The organism is Actinophytocola sp. (assembly GCF_050699935.1).
Taxonomy (GTDB): Bacteria; Actinomycetota; Actinomycetes; order Mycobacteriales; family Pseudonocardiaceae; genus Actinophytocola.
On sequence record NZ_JBOHGB010000009.1, the window covers coordinates 73,439 to 94,558 of the forward strand.

Below are 21,120 nucleotides of genomic sequence, written 5' to 3' on the forward strand. Positions count from 1 at the left end.
CGAGGAGCTCAGCGCTGGATCGACTTGAGCTCCGTGAACTCCTCCAGGCCGTACCGTCCGAACTCCCGGCCGTTGCCCGACTGCTTGACGCCACCGAACGGCGCCTTCGTGTTGAACAGCCCGCCGTTCACGTCCACCTGACCCGCCCGCAGCCGGCCGGCCACCGCGTACGCCCGGTCGGCGTCGCCGCCGAAGACACCCGCCGCGAGGCCGTACTGGGTGCCGTTCGCGATCCGCACCGCGTCCTCGTCGTCCACATAGGACAGGATCGACAGCACCGGGCCGAAGATCTCCTCCTGCGCGATCGTCATGTCCTCGCGCACGCCGCCGAACACCGTCGGACGCACGAAGTAGCCGGGACCGTCGACCGGCTCCGGGCCGCCGAGCGCGAGCGTCGCGCCCTCCTCGACGCCCCGGTGGATGTAGCCGACCACCCGGTCGCGCTGCGCCGCGGACACCGCCGGGCCGATCCGGGTCGTCTCCAGCGTGGGGTCGCCCGGCACGTACTTCGACGCCGCCGCGGCCGCGGCCTCGACAACCTCGTCGTGCCGGTCCGCCGGCACCAGCAGCCGGGTCAGCGCGCTGCACGCCTGCCCGTTGTTCATGAAGCAGTTCGCGACGGTGATCTTGGCCGCGCGCACCAGGTCGGCGTCGTCGAGGACCACCGACGCGGACTTGCCGCCAAGCTCCAGCGCCACCTTCTTGATCGTCTCCGCGCCCACCGCGGCCACCCGGCGGCCGGCTCGCGTGGACCCGGTGAACGACACCATGTCGACCAGCGGGTGCGCGGCCAGCGCCTCGCCGACGACCGGACCGGTGCCGTGCACCAGGTTGAACACGCCCGCCGGCAGGCCCGCGCCGGCGACGATCTCCGCGAGCAGTCCCGCGGTCAGCGGCGCCACCTCGCTCGGCTTGAGCACCACCGTGTCGCCGGCCGCCAGCGCCGGGGTCACCTTGGCGACCATCTGCTGCAATGGGAAGTTCCACGGCGTGATCGCGGCGACCACCCCGACCGGCTCGCGCACGACCGTCGAGTTGCCGACCGTCACCGGCTCCAGCGCGCCCGCCTCGATCTCGGCCAGCACGCCGTCGGTGATGCCGATCGGGTTGGGCACCTGAACCTTCGTGGCGAACCCGATCGGTGAGCCGACCTCGGCGGTGATCGTCGCGGCGAGCTCGCTCGCGCGGGACTTCAGCCCGTCGTTGATGCGGCGGACGGCGGCGACCCGGTCCGCGAGCGGCGTCGCGGCCCAGCCGGGGAACGCGGCTGCCGCGGCCCGCACCGCGGCGTCGGCGTCGCCCGGGGTGCCCGCCGGCACCGACGCGATGACCTCCTCGGTCGCCGGGTTCACGACGTCGATCCGCTCTCCGGCACCGACGTCACCGACGAACTCGCCGGCGATGAAGTGGGCGGTGCGAACCTGGGTCGGCGCGGCCATGTGTCCTCCGGATGTGACGCTGAAGACGGGGTCGGCCTCCAGCCTGTCACATACGCGGAGACCGAACACGGTTCGAAGCTCAACTCGTGCCGTGAGCCCGCTCGCGCCTGCCTTCGAACTGTGTTCGTCAGTCGAAGCTGAGTTCTCCGGTGCGGGTGCGCTTGAGTTCGAAGAAGTTCGGGAAGCTCGCGAGCGCGACGGCGCCGTCGAAGATCTTCACCGCGTCCTCGCCGCGCGGGATCGAGTTGAGCACCGGGCCGAAGAACGCGACACCGTCGACGTGGATCGTGGGCGTGCCGACGTCCAGGCCGACCGGGTCCATGCCCTCGTGGTGGCTCTTGCGCAGGGCGTCGTCGTACTGGGTGCTCGTCGCGGCCTCGGCCAGCTCGGCGGGCAGGCCCACCTCCGCGAGCGCCTCCCGGATGATGGCGTCGCGGTCGGTGTGCCGCTTGTTGTGGATGCGGGTCCCCATGGCGGTGTAGAGGTCGCGCAGCACCTCCTCGCCGTGTGCCTCGGCGGCGGCGATCAGCACGCGCACCGGGCCCCACGCCTGCTCCATGCCCTTCTTGTAGTCCTCGGGCAGGTCCCGTCCCTCGTTGAGCACCGAGAGGCTCATCACGCGGAACCTCAGCTCGACGTCCCGATGCTTCTCGACCTCGAGCATCCATCGCGACGAGATCCATGCGAACGGGCACACCGGATCGAAGTAGAAGTCGACCTTGGTCTTCGTGGCTGCGGTCATGTCTGCAACAACCTCCTCGGTACCGAACTTTCTTCCCGTTCTCACCCGTCTGGCGGGCGACACTAACGGCAGGGGTGCTTGGATGCGACGTGATGTACGACAGCTTCCATACGCGACATGAGGTGACCAGTGGCTCCACCCAACCTGACCCGCGACGATGCGCAGGGACGCGCGGCGCTGCTCGAGGTGCGGTCCTACGACATCGAGCTGGACCTCACGAACGGCCAAGGCCAGCCGGGTGAGAGCACCTTCTCCTCGGTCACCACGGTGTCCTTCGCGAGCCGCGAGGTGGGCGTGGACAGCTGGATCGACCTGGTCTCCGAGTCCGTCGAGTCCGCCGAGCTGAACGGCACGCCGCTGGACGTGTCCGGCTACCGCGAGGAGGACGGCCTGGCCCTCCCCTCGCTCGCCGAGCACAACACCCTGACGGTCCGGGCGACCTGCCGCTACATGAACTCCGGCGAGGGCCTGCACCGGTTCGTCGACCCCGTGGACAAGGGCGTCTACCTGTACACGCAGTTCGAGCCGGCCGACGCCAAGCGGATGTTCGCCTGCTTCGACCAGCCCGACCTCAAGGCCACCTACCGGCTCACGGTGCTCGCCCCCGAGTCGTGGAAGGTGATCTCCAACGGGCGCCCGGCGATTGCCGAGTCTATTGTGGACGGTGCGGTGCGGCACACGTTCGAGACGACCGAGCGGATGTCGACCTATCTGGTCGCGCTCGTGGCCGGGCCGTATGCCGAGTGGCGCGACGAGTACCACGACGACGCCGCGACCGTCCCGCTCGGGCTGTACTGCCGCGCGTCGCTCGCCGAGCACATGGACGCCGAGCGGCTGTTCACCGAGACCAAGCAGGGCTTCGAGTTCTACCACCGCAGCTTCGGCGTGCCCTACCCGTTCGGCAAGTACGACCAGTGCTTCGTGCCGGAGTTCAACGCGGGCGCGATGGAGAACGCGGGCTGCGTGACGTTCCTCGAGGACTACGTCTTCCGCAGCCGCGTCACCCGCTACGCCTACGAGCGGCGCTGCGAGACCGTGCTGCACGAGCTGGCGCACATGTGGTTCGGCGACCTCGTGACCATGCGCTGGTGGGACGACCTGTGGCTGAACGAGTCGTTCGCGACGTTCGCCAGCGTGCTGTGCCAGTCCGAGGCGACCGAGTACGAGCACGCCTGGACGAGCTTCGCGAACATCGAGAAGTCGTGGGCGTACCGGCAGGACCAGCTGCCCTCCACGCACCCGGTGGCCGCGGACATCCCGGACCTGCAGGCGGTCGAGGTCAACTTCGACGGCATCACCTACGCCAAGGGCGCGAGCGTGCTCAAGCAGCTCGTCGCCTACGTGGGCCAGGAGTACTTCCTGTCCGGCCTGCGGGTGTACTTCGCCAAGCACGCGTGGGGCAACGCGACCCTGGCCGACCTGCTGGCGGCGCTCGAGGAGGCGTCCGGGCGGGACTTGTCCTGGTGGAGCGCGCAGTGGCTGGAGACGACCGGCCTGAACGCGCTGCGGCCCGCGTTCGAGGTCGACGCCGAGGGCCGGTTCACGTCGTTCGCCATCAACCAGGGCGGAGCCAAGCCGGGCGCGGGCGAGGTGCGCACGCACCGGGTGGCCGTCGGCGTGTACGACGACCGGGACGGCAGGCTGGTGCGCACGCATCGCACCGAGATCGACGTCGTGGGCGAGCGGACCGAGGTGGCGGACCTGATCGGCGTGCCGCGCGGCAAGCTCGTGCTGATCAACGACGACGACCTCAGCTACTGCACGATGCGGCTGGACCCGGACTCGCTGACCACGCTGATCGACCGGATCGGCGACATCACCGAGCCGCTGCCACGGACGCTGTGCTGGTCGGCCGCGTGGGAGATGACGCGGGAGGCCGAGCTGAAGGCCCGCGACTTCGTCACGCTGGTGTGCCACGGATTGCCGGCGGAGACGGAGGTCGGCGTCGTACAGCGGCTGCTGCTGCAGGCCCAGACGGCGATCGCCTCGTACGCGGACCCGGCGTGGGCGCCACGGGGCTGGCGGACCTTCACCGACCGGCTGATGGAGCTGGCGGGGTCGGTCGAGCCGGGCTCGGACCACCAGCTGGCGCTGGTCAACGCGCTGGCCGGCTCGGTGCTCGAGGAGGACCAGGTGGCGGTCGTGCGCGGCTGGCTGGACGAGTCGGCGCCGCTGGCGGGGCTGGTCGTGGACACCGACCTGCGGTGGCGGCTGCTGCAGGCGCTCGTCGCGCACGGGGTGGCATCCGAGCACGAGATCGACGAGGCGCTGACCGCGGACCGGACGGCAACCGGCAACCGGCAGGCGGAGCGGGCGCGGGCGCTGCGGCCGACCGAGGAGGCCAAGGCCGACGCGTGGCGGCGCGCGGTGCACGACGACGAGCTGCCGAACGCGATCCACGAGTCGATCATCGCGGGCTTCTCGCACCCAGCCCAGCGGGAGCTGCTGGTTCCCTATGTGGCGAGGTACTTCGCGGACGTGGCCGGCGTGTGGCAGCGGCGCTCCAGCGAGCGGGCGCAGCCGGTGGCCACGGGCCTGTTCCCGTCGTGGTCGGTGGCGGCCGCCACGGTCGAGGCCGCCGACGCGTGGCTCGCCGACGAGAGCCACCCGCCGGCCCTGCGCCGGCTCGTGTCCGAGGGCCGGGCCGGCATCGTGCGCGCCCTAGCCGCCCGCGACTTCGACAGTCCGCCTCCCCGGAATTAAAAGTGTCCGTTGCGTTCCGGCGAATCATGCGGATGGTCAGTTGTTTGTGGCTGGGTGCCGTCACGGTCCCCTGAGGTTCCGTTGGTCGGACCTCAGGGGGAGGCGGGCTAGCGCTTGCTGCCGGCCTGGTCGCTGAGCATGCGGAGGCCGCTCACCAGGCCGCCGATCAGGTCGCCCTCCTTGAACGAGGCGACCATGCTCATGACGGCCAGGTTGCAGGAGCGGTCGGGGAGCCGGCGGCTGGAGTCGGCGCCCGTGACGACCTCGACGCGGCGCTGCGCGGGCGACACGGCGATCAGGACGGCCGACGCGGAGTGCTCGCCCGACCCGGCATGCAGGCTCTCGGCCGCGGCGCGGGTGTCCTCGCCCAGGTCTCCGATGTACACGCTGAACCCGAGCCCGGTCGAGCGCGCGGACAGCGTGAGCGCCTCGTCGAGGCGGGCCAGCTGAACGGAGCTGAACGGCAGGTCGGGCGCGGCGGACCGGTACTCCTGCGCCACCGAGACCCGGCCGCTCGTGGTGACGACCGCGCTGTGGCCGTGCTCGGGGTCCTCGTCGATGACCTGGCCGGGCGTGCCGGCCTTGACGATCTCACCAGCTGCCACGAGCGCCTCCCTTGGCCGTGCGCTTCGAGCTCTTCGCGCCACCCGTCGGCACGGCGCCCGACTGGCCGTCCACGCCCGCCGGGTTGGCGGTCCACCACACCGCGGGGTGGTCCCACGGCTGGCCGGGCCGGTACCTCGGGGTCCGCGCGAACTTGTCGCGCAACGTCAGCAGGGCGATCACGCCATAGATGGCCAGCGGGATCACCGCGTAGACGAGAATGGTCTCCACGACGCTCACGAGCGACAGACTACCCAGCCCCGTCGAGGTCACGGCAACCGGCGCGCAAGGTCACCTGCCGCCGCGCCTAGTACGCAAACCGGCGGCCGGCGTGCGCTGCTCGACGGTGAGTGATTTACGGCATTGGGCCCAACGCATACCGGCGAACGGCCGTAAGACCCCACCCCCGAGCTCATCGCTACAGGAGACGTCTTGCCGGTTACAGTTCCAGCTCTTAGCTTTCATCCGTACGGCCCTTGCGCACCCCTCATCCGCACTCTCCGTGCGTACACCGCCGAGGAGCACCGCTATGACCATGAGCTTTACTAATGCACCGCTGATGGCCATCACTCGTTTGGACCAGTCCGAGCTCGCGGACTGCCTGAGCACCCGCGTCACTCGCGGCACCAGGGTCACCCGTGGCACGCGAGTCACCGCCGGCACCAGGGTCACCCGAGGCACGCGTGTGACCAGGGGAACCCGAGTCACCGCGGGCACCCGCGTCACGCGGGGCACGAGGGTCACCCGCGGCACGCGAGTCACCGCCGGCACCAGGGTCACGCGCGGTACGAGGGTCACGCGAGGCACCCGCGTCACGGCGGGCACGCGCGTCACCGCCTCCTGACGGACACCCCGATACGACGGGAGCCCGCTGCCTAATCAGGCGGCGGGCTCCCCCAGGTAGGGCAGCCATTGTGGGTCGGCGTCCACCAGGCCGGCGAGCAGCCGCCAGTGCACCCCGCGTGGCGCCCTCGGCACCACCCGGAGCCGCCAGCCGAGCTCGGAGAGCAGCTTGTCGGCCTTGCGGTGGTTGCACTTCACGCAGCAGGCGACGCAGTTCTGCCAGGTGTGCTCGCCATTGCGGCTGCGCGGGACGACGTGGTCGATGGTCTCCGCGCGGTGCCCGCAGTAGGCGCACCGGTAGCGGTCGCGGTGCATGAGGCCGGCCCGGGTCAGCGGCACCCGCGCCCGGTAGGGCACGCGGACGAAGGAGCTCAGCCGGATCACCGACGGGACCACGACGCTGTCCGAGGCCGAGTGCAGCACCAGCCCGCTGGGATCGCCGTGCACCACCTCGGCCTTGCCGCAGACCACTAGCACGACCGCGCGACGCAGCGGCAACGCGGTCAGTGGCTCGAAGGTCGTGTTCAACAACAACACCCGACGCCGCCCCCAGACGGGCGGCCCGGTGGCCCGTTCCGCGGAACCGGGATCCGGTTTGCCGGAACTAGGACGCGCCTGAGTCCGCGGCGCCGACCCAGCGCGGGCGGCGCCGATCGGAGTCGGATGTCGGTCGGGCACGCGACCACCTCCACCGGTTTCGGCAGGCATAGCAGACCACAGATCACCCCGGTTCCGCACGTGTGTTGGATAACGTGTCCGTCTTCATGTCCACAAAGATCTGGTGAACGGCCGGGCCAGGCCGCCTATATGGTCGGGCCCGTGAACGTTGTCGACCCGCTCGCCCTCCAGCCGCCGGACTGCGTGTCCGACGAGGGATGGTGCACCACGATCTACAACTGGACCGGCAACGAGTGGCTCGCGGCGTCGTCGCACTGGCTCATCGCGAAGCCGACCGCGATCCTGCTCATCGTGCTCGGCGCCCTCGTCGTGCGCTCGCTCGCCCGCCGGCTGATCGACCGGCTCACCCGCGCCTCCGGCGGCCGGGTCCCCACCCTGCTGCGCCCGTTGCGGGAGCGGGCCCCGCAGGCGTTGGGCACGCTGCTGTCCGAACGCCGCGCCCAACGCGCGCAGACCATCGGCTCGGTGTTCAAGTCGATCGTCTCGTTCATCGTGTTCGGCCTGGCGTTCATGATGATCCTCGGCGAGCTCGGGGTGAACCTGGGGCCGATCCTCGCGTCGGCCGGCATCGTCGGCGTCGCGATCGGGTTCGGCGCGCAGAACCTGGTGAAGGACTTCCTGTCCGGCGTGTTCATGATGCTGGAGGACCAGTACGGCGTCGGCGATGTCGTGGACACCGGCGAGGCCATCGGCACGGTCGAGGCGGTCGGGCTGCGGATCACCACGCTGCGGGACGTCAACGGCACCGTCTGGTACGTCCGCAACGGCGAGATCCTCCGTGTCGGCAACTCCAGCCAGGGCTTCGCGGTGGCCGTGGTGGACGTGCCGATCGGCTACGGCGCCGACGTCGGCCAGGCCACCGAGATCCTCGCGCGGGTCACCGCGGCGGCCGCCGAGGAGCCGCCGCTGTCCGACGACCTGCTGGAGCCGCCCGAGGTGCTGGGCGTGGAGCGGGTCACCGCGAGCGAGGGCATCACGATGCGGGCGACGGTGAAGGTACGGCCCGGCCGCCAGTGGTCGGTGCAGCGGTCCCTGCGCGCGAAGGTGATGGGAGCGTTCGAGGACGCCGGCATCCGCGGCCCGATCGCGCGGGGCTTCCCGCCGGCCGAACCGTGACGGCGACGCGAATACGGACAGTGCGAGGATGGAAGGCGTGGCGACACCCGACAACACGGCAGACCAGGCGGAGAACTTCTACGACGCGGTGGGCGGCGAGGAGGTTTTCCGCCGCATCATCGCCCGCTTCTATGCCGAGGTCGCAGGCGACGAGGTACTGCGGCCGGTCTACCCGGAGGAGGACCTGGGCCCGGCCGAGGAGCGGCTGCGGCTCTTCCTGATCCAGTACTGGGGCGGTCCGCACACCTACTCCGACCAACGCGGCCACCCCCGGCTGCGGATGCGGCACGCCCCGTTCAAGATCGGCCCGATCGAGCGCGACGCGTGGCTGCGGTGCATGCGCATCGCGGTCGACGAGGCGGGCCTGTCCGACAGGCACCGCGAGCAGCTGTGGGCATACCTCGAGATGGCCGCAAACAGCCTGATGAACAGCTGGGTGTGACTGCGCCGCTCGGTCTACGAAACATGGCCCTGCTCGAAACCGGTTCGGGCTGGCAGGATGCCTTTCGTGCGGAGTTCGGACGGCGCCCGGGGGACCGCGTGGTGGCACGACGCGGTCTTCTACCAGGTCTACGTGCGGTCCTTCGCCGACCACAACGGTGACGGCGTCGGCGACCTCGACGGAATCCGCTCCCGGCTCGGCTACCTTGAGTTGCTCGGCGTGGACGCGCTGTGGCTCACCCCGTTCTACCGCTCCCCGATGGCCGACCACGGCTATGACGTGTCCGACCCGCGCGACGTGGACCCGCTCTTCGGCGACCTCGAGGCGTTCGACCGGCTGATCGACGACGCCCACGACCACGACCTGCGGGTGACCATCGACCTGGTGCCCAACCACACCAGCGACCTGCACCCGTGGTTCACCGAGGCGCTCGCGGCCGGACCGTACGGGTCGGCGCGGGACCGGTACATCTTCCGCGACGGCCGGGCCGGCGGGAGGCAGCCGCCGAACAACTGGGTCAGCGTGTTCGGCGGGCCGGCGTGGACCCAGGCGCCCAACGGCCAGTGGTACCTGCACCTGTTCTCGCCGCAGCAACCGGACCTGAACTGGGCCCACCCCGACGTGCGCGCGGACCTGGAACACACGCTGCGGTTCTGGCTGGATCGCGGCGTGGACGGGTTCCGCATCGACGTGGCGCACGGCATGGCCAAGCCGCCCGGACTGCCGAACATGGACCCGCGGGCGGCGAGCGTGATCGGCCACCACGAGTACTACGACCCGCGGTTCGACGACGACGGCGTGCACGACATCCACCGGATGATCCGCAAGGTGGTCGACGAGTACCCGGACGCCATGACCGTCGGCGAGGTGTGGGTGACCGACAACCAGCGGTTCGCCGAGTACCTGCGGCCCGACGAGCTGCACCTCGGCTTCAACTTCCGGCTGGTGCTCGCACCGTTCGACGCCGGCGCGGTGCGCATCGCGATCGAGGAGTCGCTGGCCACCGCCGCGGCCGCGTGCGCGCCGCCCACGTGGACGCTGTCCAACCACGACGTGTGGCGCGAGGTGTCCCGGTACGGCGGCGGGATGCTGGGCCGGCAGGGGGCGCGGGCGATGGCGCTGGTTGAGCTGGCGCTGCCGGGCGTGGTGTACGTGTACAACGGCGCGGAGCTGGGCCTGCCCAACGTCGAGCTGCCGGACTGGGTGCTGCAGGACCCGGTGTGGGAGCGGTCCGGGCACACCGACCGCGGCCGGGACAACTGCCGCGTGCCGCTGCCCTGGGAGGGCCACCTGCCGCCGTTCGGGTTCTCGCCGGGCACGACGACGTGGCTGCCGATGCCGCGGGAGTGGGGCGCCCTCACCGTGGAGCGCCAGCTGGAGGACGCCGACTCGACGCTGTCGCTGTACCGGGAGGCGCTGGAGCTGCGCCGGACGCACCCGGCGTTCGCCGGGGGCACGCTGGAGTGGTACGGCGCTCCGGAGGGCTGCTTCGCGTTCCGTCGCAAGGGAGGCGGTCTCGTCTGCGCCCTGAACACGTCGGACGAGGCGGTACCACTTCCACCGGGCGAGGTCCTACTGACCAGCGGCCCCCTCGACGAGGACTACCTCCCCCCGAACACAGCCGCCTGGCTTACCTGACCCCGCCCTGCCGCCCGCCCCCAGAACACCGGGACCCGCGACCTCAACCCCGGCAACGCTCGCACCAAAGAACCTCCCACCCGCACGCGCGCGTGCAGAACGTAAGAAACGTAGCCCCCACCCGATTCCCGGGGGCGTCCCTCACGTGCCAGCCTATCGGCACCCCCCGACAAAACCGGACCACAAGATCAACATGTGGACAGGCGAGTCGGTTGTGGACAACCGCGCCTGGCGGAACGGGAACTCGCGAACCAGAACGGGGGACTCGCGGATTCGACGTGGGATGCTCGCGATCACAGGCACTGAAGTCGCGAGACCGGTACGTGGCTAGATGCCGCTGCCTGCTTCGCCGAAGCCGGTGCTCGGGTCGTCGAAGGGCTGGAGGTCCGGTTCCGGTTCGGGTTCCCGGGTCGGCGGTGGGGGCGGGGCGGCCTCGTCGGAGTCGTCGCTGAACGCGGTCGCCGCCAGGTAGCCGAGGCTCGGACCGAAGGTCCAGGCCGCGCCGCGGATCGTCTGCCGGCGGCGCTCGCGCGGGTCCGGCAGCGGCTGCGGCTCGGTCGGGTGCTGTACGTGCCGCGGCCGCGCCGGGCCCTCCACCGGCTCGCGGCCGTCCCAGTAGTCCTCGCGCGGCACCGTCTGGTCGAGGAAACCACGCGCCGGATCCGGCTCGGCCGGGTCGTACCTGTCGCTCATGCCCCTCCGACTCCCTCCAGCCCCGATCCGGTCGCCGTTACGTGCGGACGTAAGGATTCGGCAACCTACACCAGCAGCGGCAGCAGCGCGTGCCGTCGGCGGACCACCGCGCCGAACCGGGCGTCGATGCGCAGCCAGGCGTCCGTAGCGGTGACCCGAACCTGCTCGTCGGCCGAGCCGGTACCGAGGAAACCCATGCCGGACATGGCGAACAGGCACCGCAGCGGGATCTTGACCTCGAGCCCGTCGCCGGTCACGGTCAGCACCGTCTGGTCGAGCAGCGACGCGGGCGGGGTGCCTTGCGGGCCCACGTTCTCCCGCGCCACCGCCAGCCCGCGGTCCGCGAGGTCGTTCACGATCTTCGCCGGCAGGGACTCGACGACCTGCCAGTGCGCCTGCGGCGGCAACGCCGAACGCCACTGCAGGTCCAGCACCCGACCCGGGTCGACCCGCTCCCCACGCGACACCGACAGCGCGGCGAGCAGCTCGCTGCCGGACACCGTGACGTCGGCCGGCTCGACCGCGCCGAGCACGGTCCGGGTTGCCAGCACGTCGAACGGCGTCGCCACCCACGACTCGATCCGGCCGCCCTCGCGGTCGCGCAGCCGCACCACCGACGTGGCGTCCAGCCGGACGGCGCGGGCCACGAACGCACCGAGGTCGTCGCGCTCGGCGCGGTCGGCGAACTCCAGCTCAGGCACGTCTGCCCCCACGGATACCGTTCCCACTGATGTTGTTGCTCCGCCACGCGGCGAGGAAGTCCCGCTCCACATCGGACATCCGCCGCGGCCGGTTGCTCGTCACGTCGTAGGGCACCAGTTTCGTCTCCGCGGTCACCGCGACCGGATCGTCAGCTGATGGTCCACTGTGGACCTCGTAGTCCAGGGTGAAGGAGGCGTACCGCATCTCGCGCAGGGACACCGCCACCAGCACCGCACCGCCGTCGGCGACCAGCGGCACGTGGTAGTCCACGACGATCCGCACGACGACGACGCCCGCCGAGAGCTGCACGGCGCCGTGCCGGGCCGCCTCGCCGAACAGCAGCGCGATCCGGGCCTCTTCGAGCAGGGTCACCGTGCTGGCATGGTTCACATGCCCGTACGCGTCCATGTCCGACCAGCGCGGCCGGACCTCGACTATGAACACACCCACTAGCGGACCATACTGCGCACCTGCCGGGCCGCGACCGACAGTGTGGCGAGATCGAGCCGGCCGGCCCGCTGGATCTCCTCCAGCGACATTCGCGCACGGGCGAGCCGAGACGCGTTGATGTGCTCCCAGGTCGCGATCTTGACATCCGCCGACGTCCCCGGATCGCTCTGCCGCAACACGTCCAGCGTGATCGCCCGCACCGACCAGTACATGTCGTCGCGCAGCGCCAGCCGGGCCAGCGCGTGCCACCGGTTGCCCCGCTCGAGCGCGCTGACCGAGGTCAGCATCGAGTCGATGTTGAGGTGGTCGGACAGCGCGTAGTACAGCTCGGCCGTCTCCCACGGGCTGCGCTCGGTGTCCAGGCCCGCGTCCCGCTCGGCCAGCTCGGACACCTCGGTGATGTCCAGCAGCGAGTAGCCGTTGAGCAACGACGCGATCCGAGCCGCGAGCGTGGCCGGCACCCCCTGGTCGACGAGCTGCTCCGCGTGCCTGGCGGTGCCCTCCCGCTCGGCTCCTCGCAGCAGGCCGCCGACCTCCGGGACGAGCTCGGCGACCACCTTGTGGAACCGGTTGATCTCCGCGCCGACCGCGAGCGGCTGCGGGCGGTTGGACAGGAACCAGCGCGACGCCCGGTCGAGCAGCCGCCGGCTCTCCAGCATCATCTCGTCGGCGACGTCGGTGGGCACGATGTTGTCCAGCGCCCGGATGTCGTCCCACAGGCTGTGCAGGTCGAAGATCCGGGTGGTGGCCGTGAAGGCGCGGACCGCGTCGGTGGCGGTCGCGTTCATCTCCTCGGCGAGCCGGTACGCGTAGGACACGCCGCCGCCGTCGACGACCTCGTTGACCACCAGCGTCGTGGTGATCTGGCGGCGCAGCGGGTGCGCCGGGATGGCCTCGGCGAACTGCTCGCGCAGCCGGGTCGGGAAGTACTCGGGCAGCCGGCGGGCGAACACGTCCGCGTCCGGCAGCTCGCTCGCGAGGACCTCCTCCTTGAGCGCCAGCTTGACGTGTGCGAGCAGCGAGGCGAGCTCGGGCGAGGTCAGGCCCTCGCCGTTCTTGTCCATCTCCTTGAACCGCTGCGAGGACGGCAGCGCCTCCAGCTCGCGGTCCAGACCCGTGCGCTCCTCGAGGAAGGCGACCAGCCGGGCGAGCACGGTCAGCATCGGCTCCGCGTGCGCGCGGCTGACGCCGAGCACGGCGTTCTGCCGGTAGTTGTCGTCGAGCACGAGGTCGCCGACCTCGTCGGTCATCGACTCGAGCAGCTCGTTGCGCTGGTCCTGGGCCAGCTCGCCGTTGGTGACCAGCTGGCCCAGCAGGATCTTGATGTTGACCTCGTGGTCCGAGCAGTCCACGCCGGCCGAGTTGTCCAGCGCGTCGGAGTTGACCTTGCCGCCGTTCTTGGCGAACTCGATGCGGCCGCGCTGGGTCAGCCCGAGGTTGCCGCCCTCGCCGACGACCTTGACCCGCAGGTCGGCGCCGTCGACCCGGGCCGCGTCGTTGGCCTTGTCGCCGACCTCGACGTTGCTCTCGGTGCTCGCCTTGACATAGGTGCCGATACCGCCGTTCCACAGCAGGTCGACGGGCGCCAGCAGGATCTGCTTGATCAGCTCCGGCGGCGACAGCTTGTCCGTGCCCTCCGGCAGGCCGAGCGCGACGCGGGCCCGCTCGCTGATCGGGATCGACTTGAGCGTGCGCGGCCAGACGCCGCCACCCTCGCTGATGCACGAGCGGTCGTAGTCGTCCCAGCTGGAGCGGGGCAGCTCGAACATGCGGCGCCGCTCGGCGTAGGAGGTGGCCGCGTCGGGGTCCGGGTCGATGAACACGTGCCGGTGGTCGAACGCGGCGACCAGCCGGATGTGCTCGGAGAGCACCACGCCGTTGCCGAACACGTCGCCGGACATGTCACCGATGCCGACCGCGGTGAACTCCTCGGTCTGGGTGTCGACGCCCAGCTCACGGAAGTGCCGCTTGACGCTCTCCCACGCGCCGCGGGCGGTGATGCCCATGGCCTTGTGGTCGTAGCCGACCGAGCCGCCGCTCGCGAACGCGTCGCCGAGCCAGAAGCCGTAGCTCTTCGCGACGTCGTTGGCGATGTCGGAGAACGTCGCGGTGCCCTTGTCCGCGGCGACGACCAGGTAGGTGTCGTCGTCGTCGTAGCGGACCACGTCCGGGGCCGGCACGACCCTGCCGGCCCGCAGGTCGTCGGTCAGGTCGAGCAGGCCGGAGACGAACATCCGGTAGCACGCCACGCCCTCGGCGAGCCACGCCTCCCGATCCGGCCCCGGGTCGCCCGTCGGCACCGGCGGCCGCTTGACCACGAAGCCGCCCTTCGCGCCGACCGGCACGATCACTGCGTTCTTGACCGCCTGCGCCTTGACCAGGCCGAGCACCTCGGTACGGAAGTCCTCCCGGCGGTCCGACCAGCGCAGGCCACCGCGGGCGACCGGGCCGAACCGCAGGTGCACGCCCTCCACTCGTGGCGAGTACACGAAGACCTCGAACCGCGGCCGTGGCTCGGGCAGGTCGGGCACCGCGTGCGGGTCGAGCTTGATCGCGAGGAACGGCCGCGGCGCGCCGTTCTCGTCGCGGACCCGGTGGTTGGTGCGCAGCGTCGCGCAGACCAGGGTCGAGACGCTGCGCAGGATGCGGTCCGCGTCGAGGCTGTGGACCTCGTCGATCATCCTGGTGATGGCCTCGACCTGGCCGTCGACCGCCTCCTGCCGCTCCCGGGCGGCGAGCCGGGTGTCGAACCTCGTCTCGAACAACCGCACGAGCGCGGTCGCCACCTCGGTGTGGCCGAGCACGGCGTCCTCGATGTACTCGGTGGAGTACGGCGTGCCGGCCTGGCGCAGGTAGCGGGCGTACGCGCGGAGCAGGGCGGCCTGCCGCCAGGTCAGCCCGGCGTGCAGGACGAGCGAGTTGAAGCGGTCCGCCTCGGCGTCCCCGCGCCAGATCGCGCCGAACGCCTCCTCGAACGCGACGCGCTGCTCCTCGCGCTCCTCGGCGGCGCGGCCCTCGACCACGGACGGCTCGACGCGCAGGCCGAAGTCGTAGATCCACCACTTCGTGCCGTCCTCGCGGCGCAGCTCGTACGGGCGCTCGTCGACGACCTCGACGCCCATCTGCTGCAGGACCGGCAGCACCTGGGACAGCGTGACCCCGTGCCCGGCGAGGTAGAGCTTGAACCGGCGCTCCCCCGGTTCGGCGTGCGGCGCCACGTAGAACGACATGTCCATGTCGCCGTCGTACCGCAGCGCCTCGAGGCGGCGCAGGTCCGCGAGCGCCTCGACGGCGCCGAAATCCTCCTTGTAGGCCTCCGGGAAGACGCTGGCGAACCGGTGGCCCTGCTCGGTCGCGGACTCGGCGCCGACGGTGATCGTCCCGTCGGGCCGCGCGGCGCCCTCGGCGACCTGCTCGCGTTGCTCGGCGAACACGGCCTCGACGAGGCGGTCGTCCCAGGTGCGGACGGCCTCGGTCATCCGCGCCTGGATGTGCGGGACGTCGGCCTCGACGGCACGCGCGGGGTCGGCCGTGTGCACGGTGAAGTGGACCTGTGCGAGGGAGGTCTCGCCGATGCGGGTGGAGAACTCGAGGTTCTTGCCGCCGAGCTCGTCGAGCAGCACCTCCTGCATCGCGAGACGCGAGGAGGTCGTGTAGCGGTCGCGGGGCAGGAAGACCAGGCAGGAGTAGAAGCGGCCGTACGGGTCACGGCGCAGGAACAGGCGCAGCCGCCGGCGGTCCGCGAGCGCGATGACGCCGGTGGTGGTCTGGTACAGCGTGTCGGCGGTGGTGGAGAACAGCTCGGAGCGGGGCCAGTTCTGGATGACCTCGAGCATCCTCTGGCCGGTGTAGGAGTCCAGCGGGAAGCCGGCCCGGTGGATCACCTCCAGCACGCGGCGGCCGACCACCGGGATGTCGAGGACGTCCTCGTGCAGGGCGGTGATCGTGAAGATGCCGAGGAACCGGTGCTCGCCGGTCACGTTGGCCTCGTCGTCGAACGTCTTCACGCCGACGTAGTACGGGTAGACGCTGCGCGCGATCGTCGAGGGCGCGCTGGCCTCGGTCAGCACGAGCAGGTCCGGCGACAGCGCGTGCGTGGCGGTCTCCGGGCCGGTGGTCAGGTCGCGGGCGGCGAGGCTGTCCTGGCGGAGCACGCCGAGGCCGCTCGCGAGGACCGTGCGCAGGGCGGGCTTGTCGCCGTCGTGGACGAGCTCGTAGTGGCGGTAGCCGAGGAAGGTGAAGTGGCCGTCGGCGAGCCAGCGCAGCAGCGCGGCGCCCTCGCGGGCCTGGTCCTCGTCCACCGGCGGGCGGTCCTCGAGATGGTCAGCGAGGGCGAGGGCGGTGCCGGCCATCTTGGCGGTGTCCTCGACGACCTCGCGGACGTCGTTGAGGACGCTCTCGAGACCGCTCACGATCTCCCGGCCGCGGGCGGCGTCGGTGATGAGGTCGACCTCGATCGACATCCAGCTCTCCGCGAGCGCGTCCGGCGGCGGGTCGTCGGCCTCGGCGCTGGGCAGGACCTCCCGCAGCCCCCCGGCGACGTCCCTGCTCACGACGACGATCGGATGGACGACCCGGTGGACCTGCAGCCCGCTGCGGACGAGCTCGGCGGAGACGGATTCGACCAGGTAGGGCATGTCGTCGGTGACGACCTGGACGATCGTGCCGGCGGTCGACCACTCGTCGGTGTCGACGTCGGGGTTGAAGACCCGGACCGCGGGGCGGCCGGGCACCCGCTGCTCGGCGAGGCGGCGATGCGAGCGCACGGTCCCGACGAGGTCGGCCGGCTCGTGGTCGATGATCTCCTCGGGCGGGATGTGACGGTAGTAGAGGCGGATCAGGTCGGCGAGGTCATCGGCGGCCGCGGCGGCAAGCTCGATGAGGTCGTCTCGAACCTGCTCCGGGCTGTCCGGCCCCTCGCGGGAACCAGCTCTGAGGCCGGCGGTCGAGCCCGTGTGGGTGCGGGTTCCGGTCGAGGTCATCTACACGACTCCACGATTGGCGGCACGTCGGTGTGCCACATGCAGGAAACACCTTAATCTGATCACGAATCCCGTCACGGGCATTCGGAGTCGGACCAAGGGTAACGACCGGTCCTGCCTTTATTCGGGCGATCGGTGCCGCCCGCTGGCCGGCGACTGGTATCGCCAGTCGAAGAGCCGCCCGAACTCGTCGTCCGATTCCCGGCGCTCGGTCTGGTTCGTCTCGGGCCGCATGGTCGCCGGCCGTACCGGCTCGACCTGGTTCGACGTCGACCGCGTCGGCTCAGGCACGTTCGACGCACGCTGGTTCGGCGAGGGCTCGTCGGCGGTCTCCTGGTATGCGGCGAGCGCCTCGGCCAGTAGTCCGGCGATCGTGGTGGAGTCCGAGGACCGCTCGGACCGCCGCCCACCCGATCGTCGGCCCCTGGCTGCCCCGTTCCCGGCTCCCTGGTCGCCAGTTGGATTCAGTGCGTCGACGCGCCCGCCGGAGTAGTCCACGCGGCCCGAATCGGTGGCCCGCTCAGCCCTGCCGGCCGCCCCGCCCACAGCCGCCCGTTCGGCGTCGGCAGGCGTGGTGGCGCGTTCGGCGCCGGCGGTCGAGGTGACGCGCTCGGCACCGGCCGGAAGCGCATCGCCGACCCGTGCGGCTCCGTCAGCGGAGCCGGCGGTCGGCGCCCGGCCCGTCGGGACGTCCCGTTCGAACGAGCTGGCTGGCGCATCGATGGCTGGCGCGGTGTGGTTGGTCCCGCCCGTTGCCGGCGCTTGGTCCGGTGTGCCGGCTTGGTTGCTGGTGTTCGGCGGGCGGTCCGCGGCCTCGGTGTGGATGCTCGTGTCGCCGGCCGCCGGACGGCCTGGCCCGCCGGTCTGATCGGCGGAAGTGCCCGTGCCACCACCGAATGTGGTGCTGCTGTGGGGTGCGCTCCCGGCTCGGTCGGGGCCCGCGCCGAAGGCGGCGGCGAGCCTGCTCACGCGGCGGCCGGCGCTCGGTGGGGTGAGGGGGCCCGGCTCGTCGGGCGGTGGTGGGCCGGGGTCCGGCGGCGCGGGCGGGATGGGCTCCGGCTCGTCCGGGTCGGGGATGTCCGGGCGGCGTGGCGGCTCGGGGATCTCGTCCGGGTCGGGTGGGGTGGGGATCGACTGGCGCGGGACCGCCGTGCCGTTGCGCATGCGATCTTCGACCGGGTGTGCCGGCGCGGGAAGCGGAGTCGACGCGAAGGTCGGCGAGGCGTCCGTGGCGTCCGGCGGCGCGTGCACGGAGCCGGTGGCTAAGGCGGACATCAGGCGCGACAGCTCAGCCTTGGTCTGCTCGTACGTCGAGGAGGTGTATGTGCTCGACGCATCAGCCGGTTCGGTGGCGTCGCCCGGCTTGGATTCGCCGGTGTGGTTCTGTTCGCGCGTCTCGCGGAACGTAGCACCACCAGACGAATCGGGCGACTTGGTCGTGTCGGGATGCGCCGTGCTGGTCGGAGCCTCAGCCGCCTCCGCCCACGTCCCTCGACGCTCCGAGTCGCCGCCGGACTCACCGAACAGGGGTGTCACGTTCGCGTCCCGGCCGGCCGTGCTGTCGGACGGCTCGACGGGTTGGTTCATCGCGTCGACCTCACGATGTGCCACACCGTCAACAGACCCGCCGAACCCGGCGTTCACGTCCCGGCCGGCCATGCCGCCATACCGCTCGACGGATTGGTTCATCGCATCGACCTCACGATGTGCCACACCGTCAACAGACCCGCCGGACCCGGCGTTCACGTCCGCATCGCCCTGCGCGGAGCCGCTGGGCGCGGCGTTCGCGTCCACGTCTCCGTGCGCGGGGCCGTTGGACGCGGCGTTAGCTGGTGTGGCGTCGTGTGGTGGGTTGGCCGTGCGGTCGTCGGGTCGGGGGGCCGGCGTTGCGTCGTCGGTAGGCGTGGTGTCGAAGATCTTGGCCAGGGCTTCCGTCTTGTGTGGATCGTGGCGGGGAGCGTCCTGCGGGGAGTCCGTCGCGTTCGTGTTGCCGGGGGCCGTGTTGTCGCGGGCGTCGGCGGGTGCCGTCCCGGTGTCGTCCTGGCGCTTCGGGTTGTTGGGGCTCGGGCTCGCGGGCGGTTCCGGGGCCCGGCGCTTGCCGCCGCTGCCTGTGGGGATGCTCAGGGAACCGATGATCGCTCGGCCGATGCGGAGGGTGTCGCCCGCGTCCAGGTCCGCCAGGTCCGCCAGCTCGTCGTGCGCCGTCGGCTGCGGTGCCGGGCGTGGGTGGCTCGGGGCGGCCACCGCCGGGGTCAGCGCGTGGCGGGCGGCGTTGATGAGGGCTCGGGCGTCGACGGTGGGAATGTCCGGGTTGGACTGGACGACGCCCGTGCTGATGCTGTTGCCGTTCTCGGTGCGCAGCCACGCCGACTCGATGGCCGCGGCGAACTTCTCCGCCTGGTCCCGGGTCGTGTGCGGCAGGAGCACCGCCAGCTCCGCGCCGTCCGACCGGGCCAGCTCCGCGTCGTCCGGCACGATCGTGCGTACCCGGCCGGCCAGCTCGCTCAGCTCGAAGTCGGTCGCCGTGTCCGGAGGGGTGACGGCGAGCCGGTCGGGGCCGGCATCGCCGTCCAGCCGGACGAGGGTCAGCGCCACCGGACGCTCGCCGTTGCGGACCGAACGCAGGCGGCGGATCAGCCCTTCCTTGTTGAGCAGCCCGGTCGCCTCGTCCGTATCGGCCCGTTCGTCCGCGCGTTCGGCGGCCGCGGGTGGTCGTGCTTGCGCCGCGGCCGGCTGCTGGTTCGTCCGCGCCGCCTGCCCGCTGGCGCGTGAGGTGGTCTCGGGCTCGCTCCCGAGCGTCTGTTCCGACGCCGCGGTCGGCTCGGCTTGCGCGGCCGGCCGGGGCTCGGCCCGCACGGCGGCGGGCCGGCGTGCGGCATGCTGCCTCGCCGACTGCGTAACCCGCCTGGCCGCCAGGTGCCACTCCGGCTGTTCGGCCTGCTCGCCCGCCGCGCGGACGACCGAGCGCAGCAGCGTGTTGACGGCCTTGACGTTCCACTGCGCCGGATTCGCCTCGATCAGCACGCGCCGAGCCGCCTGGGACACGGCCCGCAGGCGGCGTTGCTCGGCCGCCCGGGCACCGTGCAACGACTCCAGCGCCGCCACCGGGTGGCCGGCCGTCTCGTCCAATTGGGACACCGCGGTCAGCGCGTCGGCCTGCAGACCGTCCAGGCCGTGCCGCCCGGCCACCCACACCGCCTGGTCGAGCAGTCCCCGGCCGCGGTCCACCCGGCCCGCCGGCAGGTGCACCCTCGTCGACACGGCGAGCATCAGCCGGCCCACCGCGGCCGCGGACGTCGCGCGGACCGGCTCGGCCAGCACCGCCTCCGAGACCGACGCGGCCTCCTCCAGCGCCCCCTCGTCCAGCAGGGCACACGCCAGCTCGAGCACCAGCTGTGCACGCAACCGCGCTGTCTCGGACCGCAGGCCACGCAGCCGGTTCAGCTGCGTGAGGCCCTCGCGGGCGGCTTCGGCCGCGTCCTCCGTGTCGCCGTACCAGCGGTGGTACACCGCCGCCCGCACCGAAAGTCGGGCGCGCTCCAGCCGCAGCAGGTCCGGGCTCAGCCCGTCGTCGGCGGCGAGGAGGCGGTCGGCCTCGGTGAGGACGTCCTCGATGTCGTCGCGGCGGCCGACGTGTGCGACGCAGCCCACGAGCCGGCCGAGCGCGACGGCGCGCACCGAGGGCTTCGGCTGCGCCATGTCCAGTACGGGCCGCAGCACCGCGCAGCCCAGCAGTGGCTCGCCGACCTCTCGCGAACAGGCGGCGAGATCGAGCCGGACCGACATGGCCACGTCGGCCACACCCTCGACCTCCGCGAGGGCGAGGGCCGCGAAGCCAGGCTCGACCGCGTCGGTGTAGTGGCTCATCCGGACGAGCCCGGCGGCGAGCACCGCCTGCGCCCGCATCGACAGCACCTTGGCCTGGCCGACGTCACCGGTTCCCGACGACTCGGCGCCGATGATCAGCGCCCGGCGAGCCAGCTGGACGGCAAGCTCCGGTGCACTGAAGCGCAGCGCCTCGGCCGAGCGGACGAGTGCCGCGCACTCGCCGAGCCCGCCGGCCGCCGGTGGTTCGTTCCAGGCCGCCAC

Annotated in this window: 14 protein-coding genes; 4 read left to right on the forward strand and 10 right to left on the reverse strand. The window is 71.6% G+C overall.

The window, feature by feature from the left end; all coding sequences use genetic code 11:
* Positions 1-8: 8 nt before the first annotated feature.
* Entirely contained in the window at positions 9-1,439 is a 1,431-nt protein-coding gene (locus tag ACRDTB_RS06090; RefSeq protein ID WP_431428967.1) for an aldehyde dehydrogenase family protein, read from the reverse strand.
* Positions 1,440-1,566: 127 nt separating this feature from the next.
* The gene (locus ACRDTB_RS06095; RefSeq protein WP_431428969.1) at positions 1,567-2,181 is read right to left on the reverse strand and encodes a DsbA family oxidoreductase; all 615 of its coding nucleotides are present in this window, start codon (positions 2,179-2,181) and stop codon (positions 1,567-1,569) included.
* 129 nt (positions 2,182-2,310) lie between these two features.
* On the opposite strand from ACRDTB_RS06095, the gene pepN reads away from it, so the two are divergent.
* Positions 2,311-4,884, forward strand: coding sequence for an aminopeptidase N (pepN, locus tag ACRDTB_RS06100; protein ID WP_431428970.1), 2,574 nt, complete (start codon positions 2,311-2,313; stop codon positions 4,882-4,884).
* 107 nt (positions 4,885-4,991) lie between these two features.
* On the opposite strand, the gene ACRDTB_RS06105 is transcribed toward pepN, so the two are convergent.
* The 3 genes from ACRDTB_RS06105 to ACRDTB_RS06115 all read right to left on the reverse strand — a co-directional run bounded on the left by ACRDTB_RS06105 (position 4,992) and on the right by ACRDTB_RS06115 (position 7,008).
* On the reverse strand, positions 4,992-5,489 hold the full coding sequence (locus ACRDTB_RS06105) for a DUF5130 family protein (protein WP_431428971.1): 498 nt from the start codon (positions 5,487-5,489) through the stop codon (positions 4,992-4,994).
* The gene (gene ctaJ / locus ACRDTB_RS06110; protein ID WP_431428972.1) at positions 5,476-5,727 is read right to left on the reverse strand and encodes an aa3-type cytochrome oxidase subunit CtaJ; all 252 of its coding nucleotides are present in this window, start codon (positions 5,725-5,727) and stop codon (positions 5,476-5,478) included. The genes ACRDTB_RS06105 and ctaJ overlap by 14 nt, the downstream gene beginning before the upstream one ends.
* Positions 5,728-6,366: 639 nt before the next feature.
* Positions 6,367-7,008: an HNH endonuclease gene (locus ACRDTB_RS06115; protein ID WP_431428973.1), complete on the reverse strand. Its 642-nt coding sequence runs from the start codon at positions 7,006-7,008 to the stop codon at positions 6,367-6,369.
* 129 nt (positions 7,009-7,137) lie between these two features.
* Between ACRDTB_RS06115 and ACRDTB_RS06120 the strand changes: the two genes are divergently transcribed.
* The 3 genes from ACRDTB_RS06120 to ACRDTB_RS06130 are packed head-to-tail and all read left to right on the forward strand — an operon-like array spanning position 7,138 to position 10,204.
* Positions 7,138-8,124 (forward strand): mechanosensitive ion channel family protein, encoded by a 987-nt coding sequence (locus ACRDTB_RS06120; RefSeq protein WP_431428974.1) that lies wholly within the window; start codon positions 7,138-7,140, stop codon positions 8,122-8,124.
* A 28-nt stretch (positions 8,125-8,152) separates the two neighbouring features.
* The gene (locus tag ACRDTB_RS06125; protein ID WP_431428975.1) at positions 8,153-8,566 is read left to right on the forward strand and encodes a globin; all 414 of its coding nucleotides are present in this window, start codon (positions 8,153-8,155) and stop codon (positions 8,564-8,566) included.
* Between the two features lie 57 nt (positions 8,567-8,623).
* Complete coding sequence (locus ACRDTB_RS06130; RefSeq protein WP_431428976.1) at positions 8,624-10,204, forward strand: glycoside hydrolase family 13 protein; 1,581 nt, start codon at positions 8,624-8,626, stop codon at positions 10,202-10,204.
* 327 nt (positions 10,205-10,531) lie between these two features.
* On the opposite strand, the gene ACRDTB_RS06135 is transcribed toward ACRDTB_RS06130, so the two are convergent.
* The 5 genes from ACRDTB_RS06135 to ACRDTB_RS06155 form a co-directional block, all read right to left on the reverse strand.
* Positions 10,532-10,897 carry a hypothetical protein gene (locus ACRDTB_RS06135; RefSeq protein WP_431428977.1) on the reverse strand — a complete coding sequence of 122 codons (366 nt, stop codon included), beginning with the start codon at positions 10,895-10,897 and terminating at the stop codon, positions 10,532-10,534.
* Between the two features lie 65 nt (positions 10,898-10,962).
* The gene (locus tag ACRDTB_RS06140) at positions 10,963-11,598 is read right to left on the reverse strand and encodes a hypothetical protein (RefSeq protein ID WP_431428978.1); all 636 of its coding nucleotides are present in this window, start codon (positions 11,596-11,598) and stop codon (positions 10,963-10,965) included.
* Entirely contained in the window at positions 11,591-12,049 is a 459-nt protein-coding gene (locus ACRDTB_RS06145) for an acyl-CoA thioesterase (protein WP_431428980.1), read from the reverse strand. The genes ACRDTB_RS06140 and ACRDTB_RS06145 overlap by 8 nt, the downstream gene beginning before the upstream one ends.
* A complete protein-coding gene (locus tag ACRDTB_RS06150; RefSeq protein ID WP_431428981.1) occupies positions 12,049-17,031 on the reverse strand; it encodes an NAD-glutamate dehydrogenase in 4,983 nt (1,660 codons plus the stop codon). The genes ACRDTB_RS06145 and ACRDTB_RS06150 overlap by 1 nt, the downstream gene beginning before the upstream one ends.
* 120 nt (positions 17,032-17,151) lie before the next feature.
* Entirely contained in the window at positions 17,152-21,120 is a 3,969-nt protein-coding gene (locus ACRDTB_RS06155; RefSeq protein ID WP_431428982.1) for a hypothetical protein, read from the reverse strand.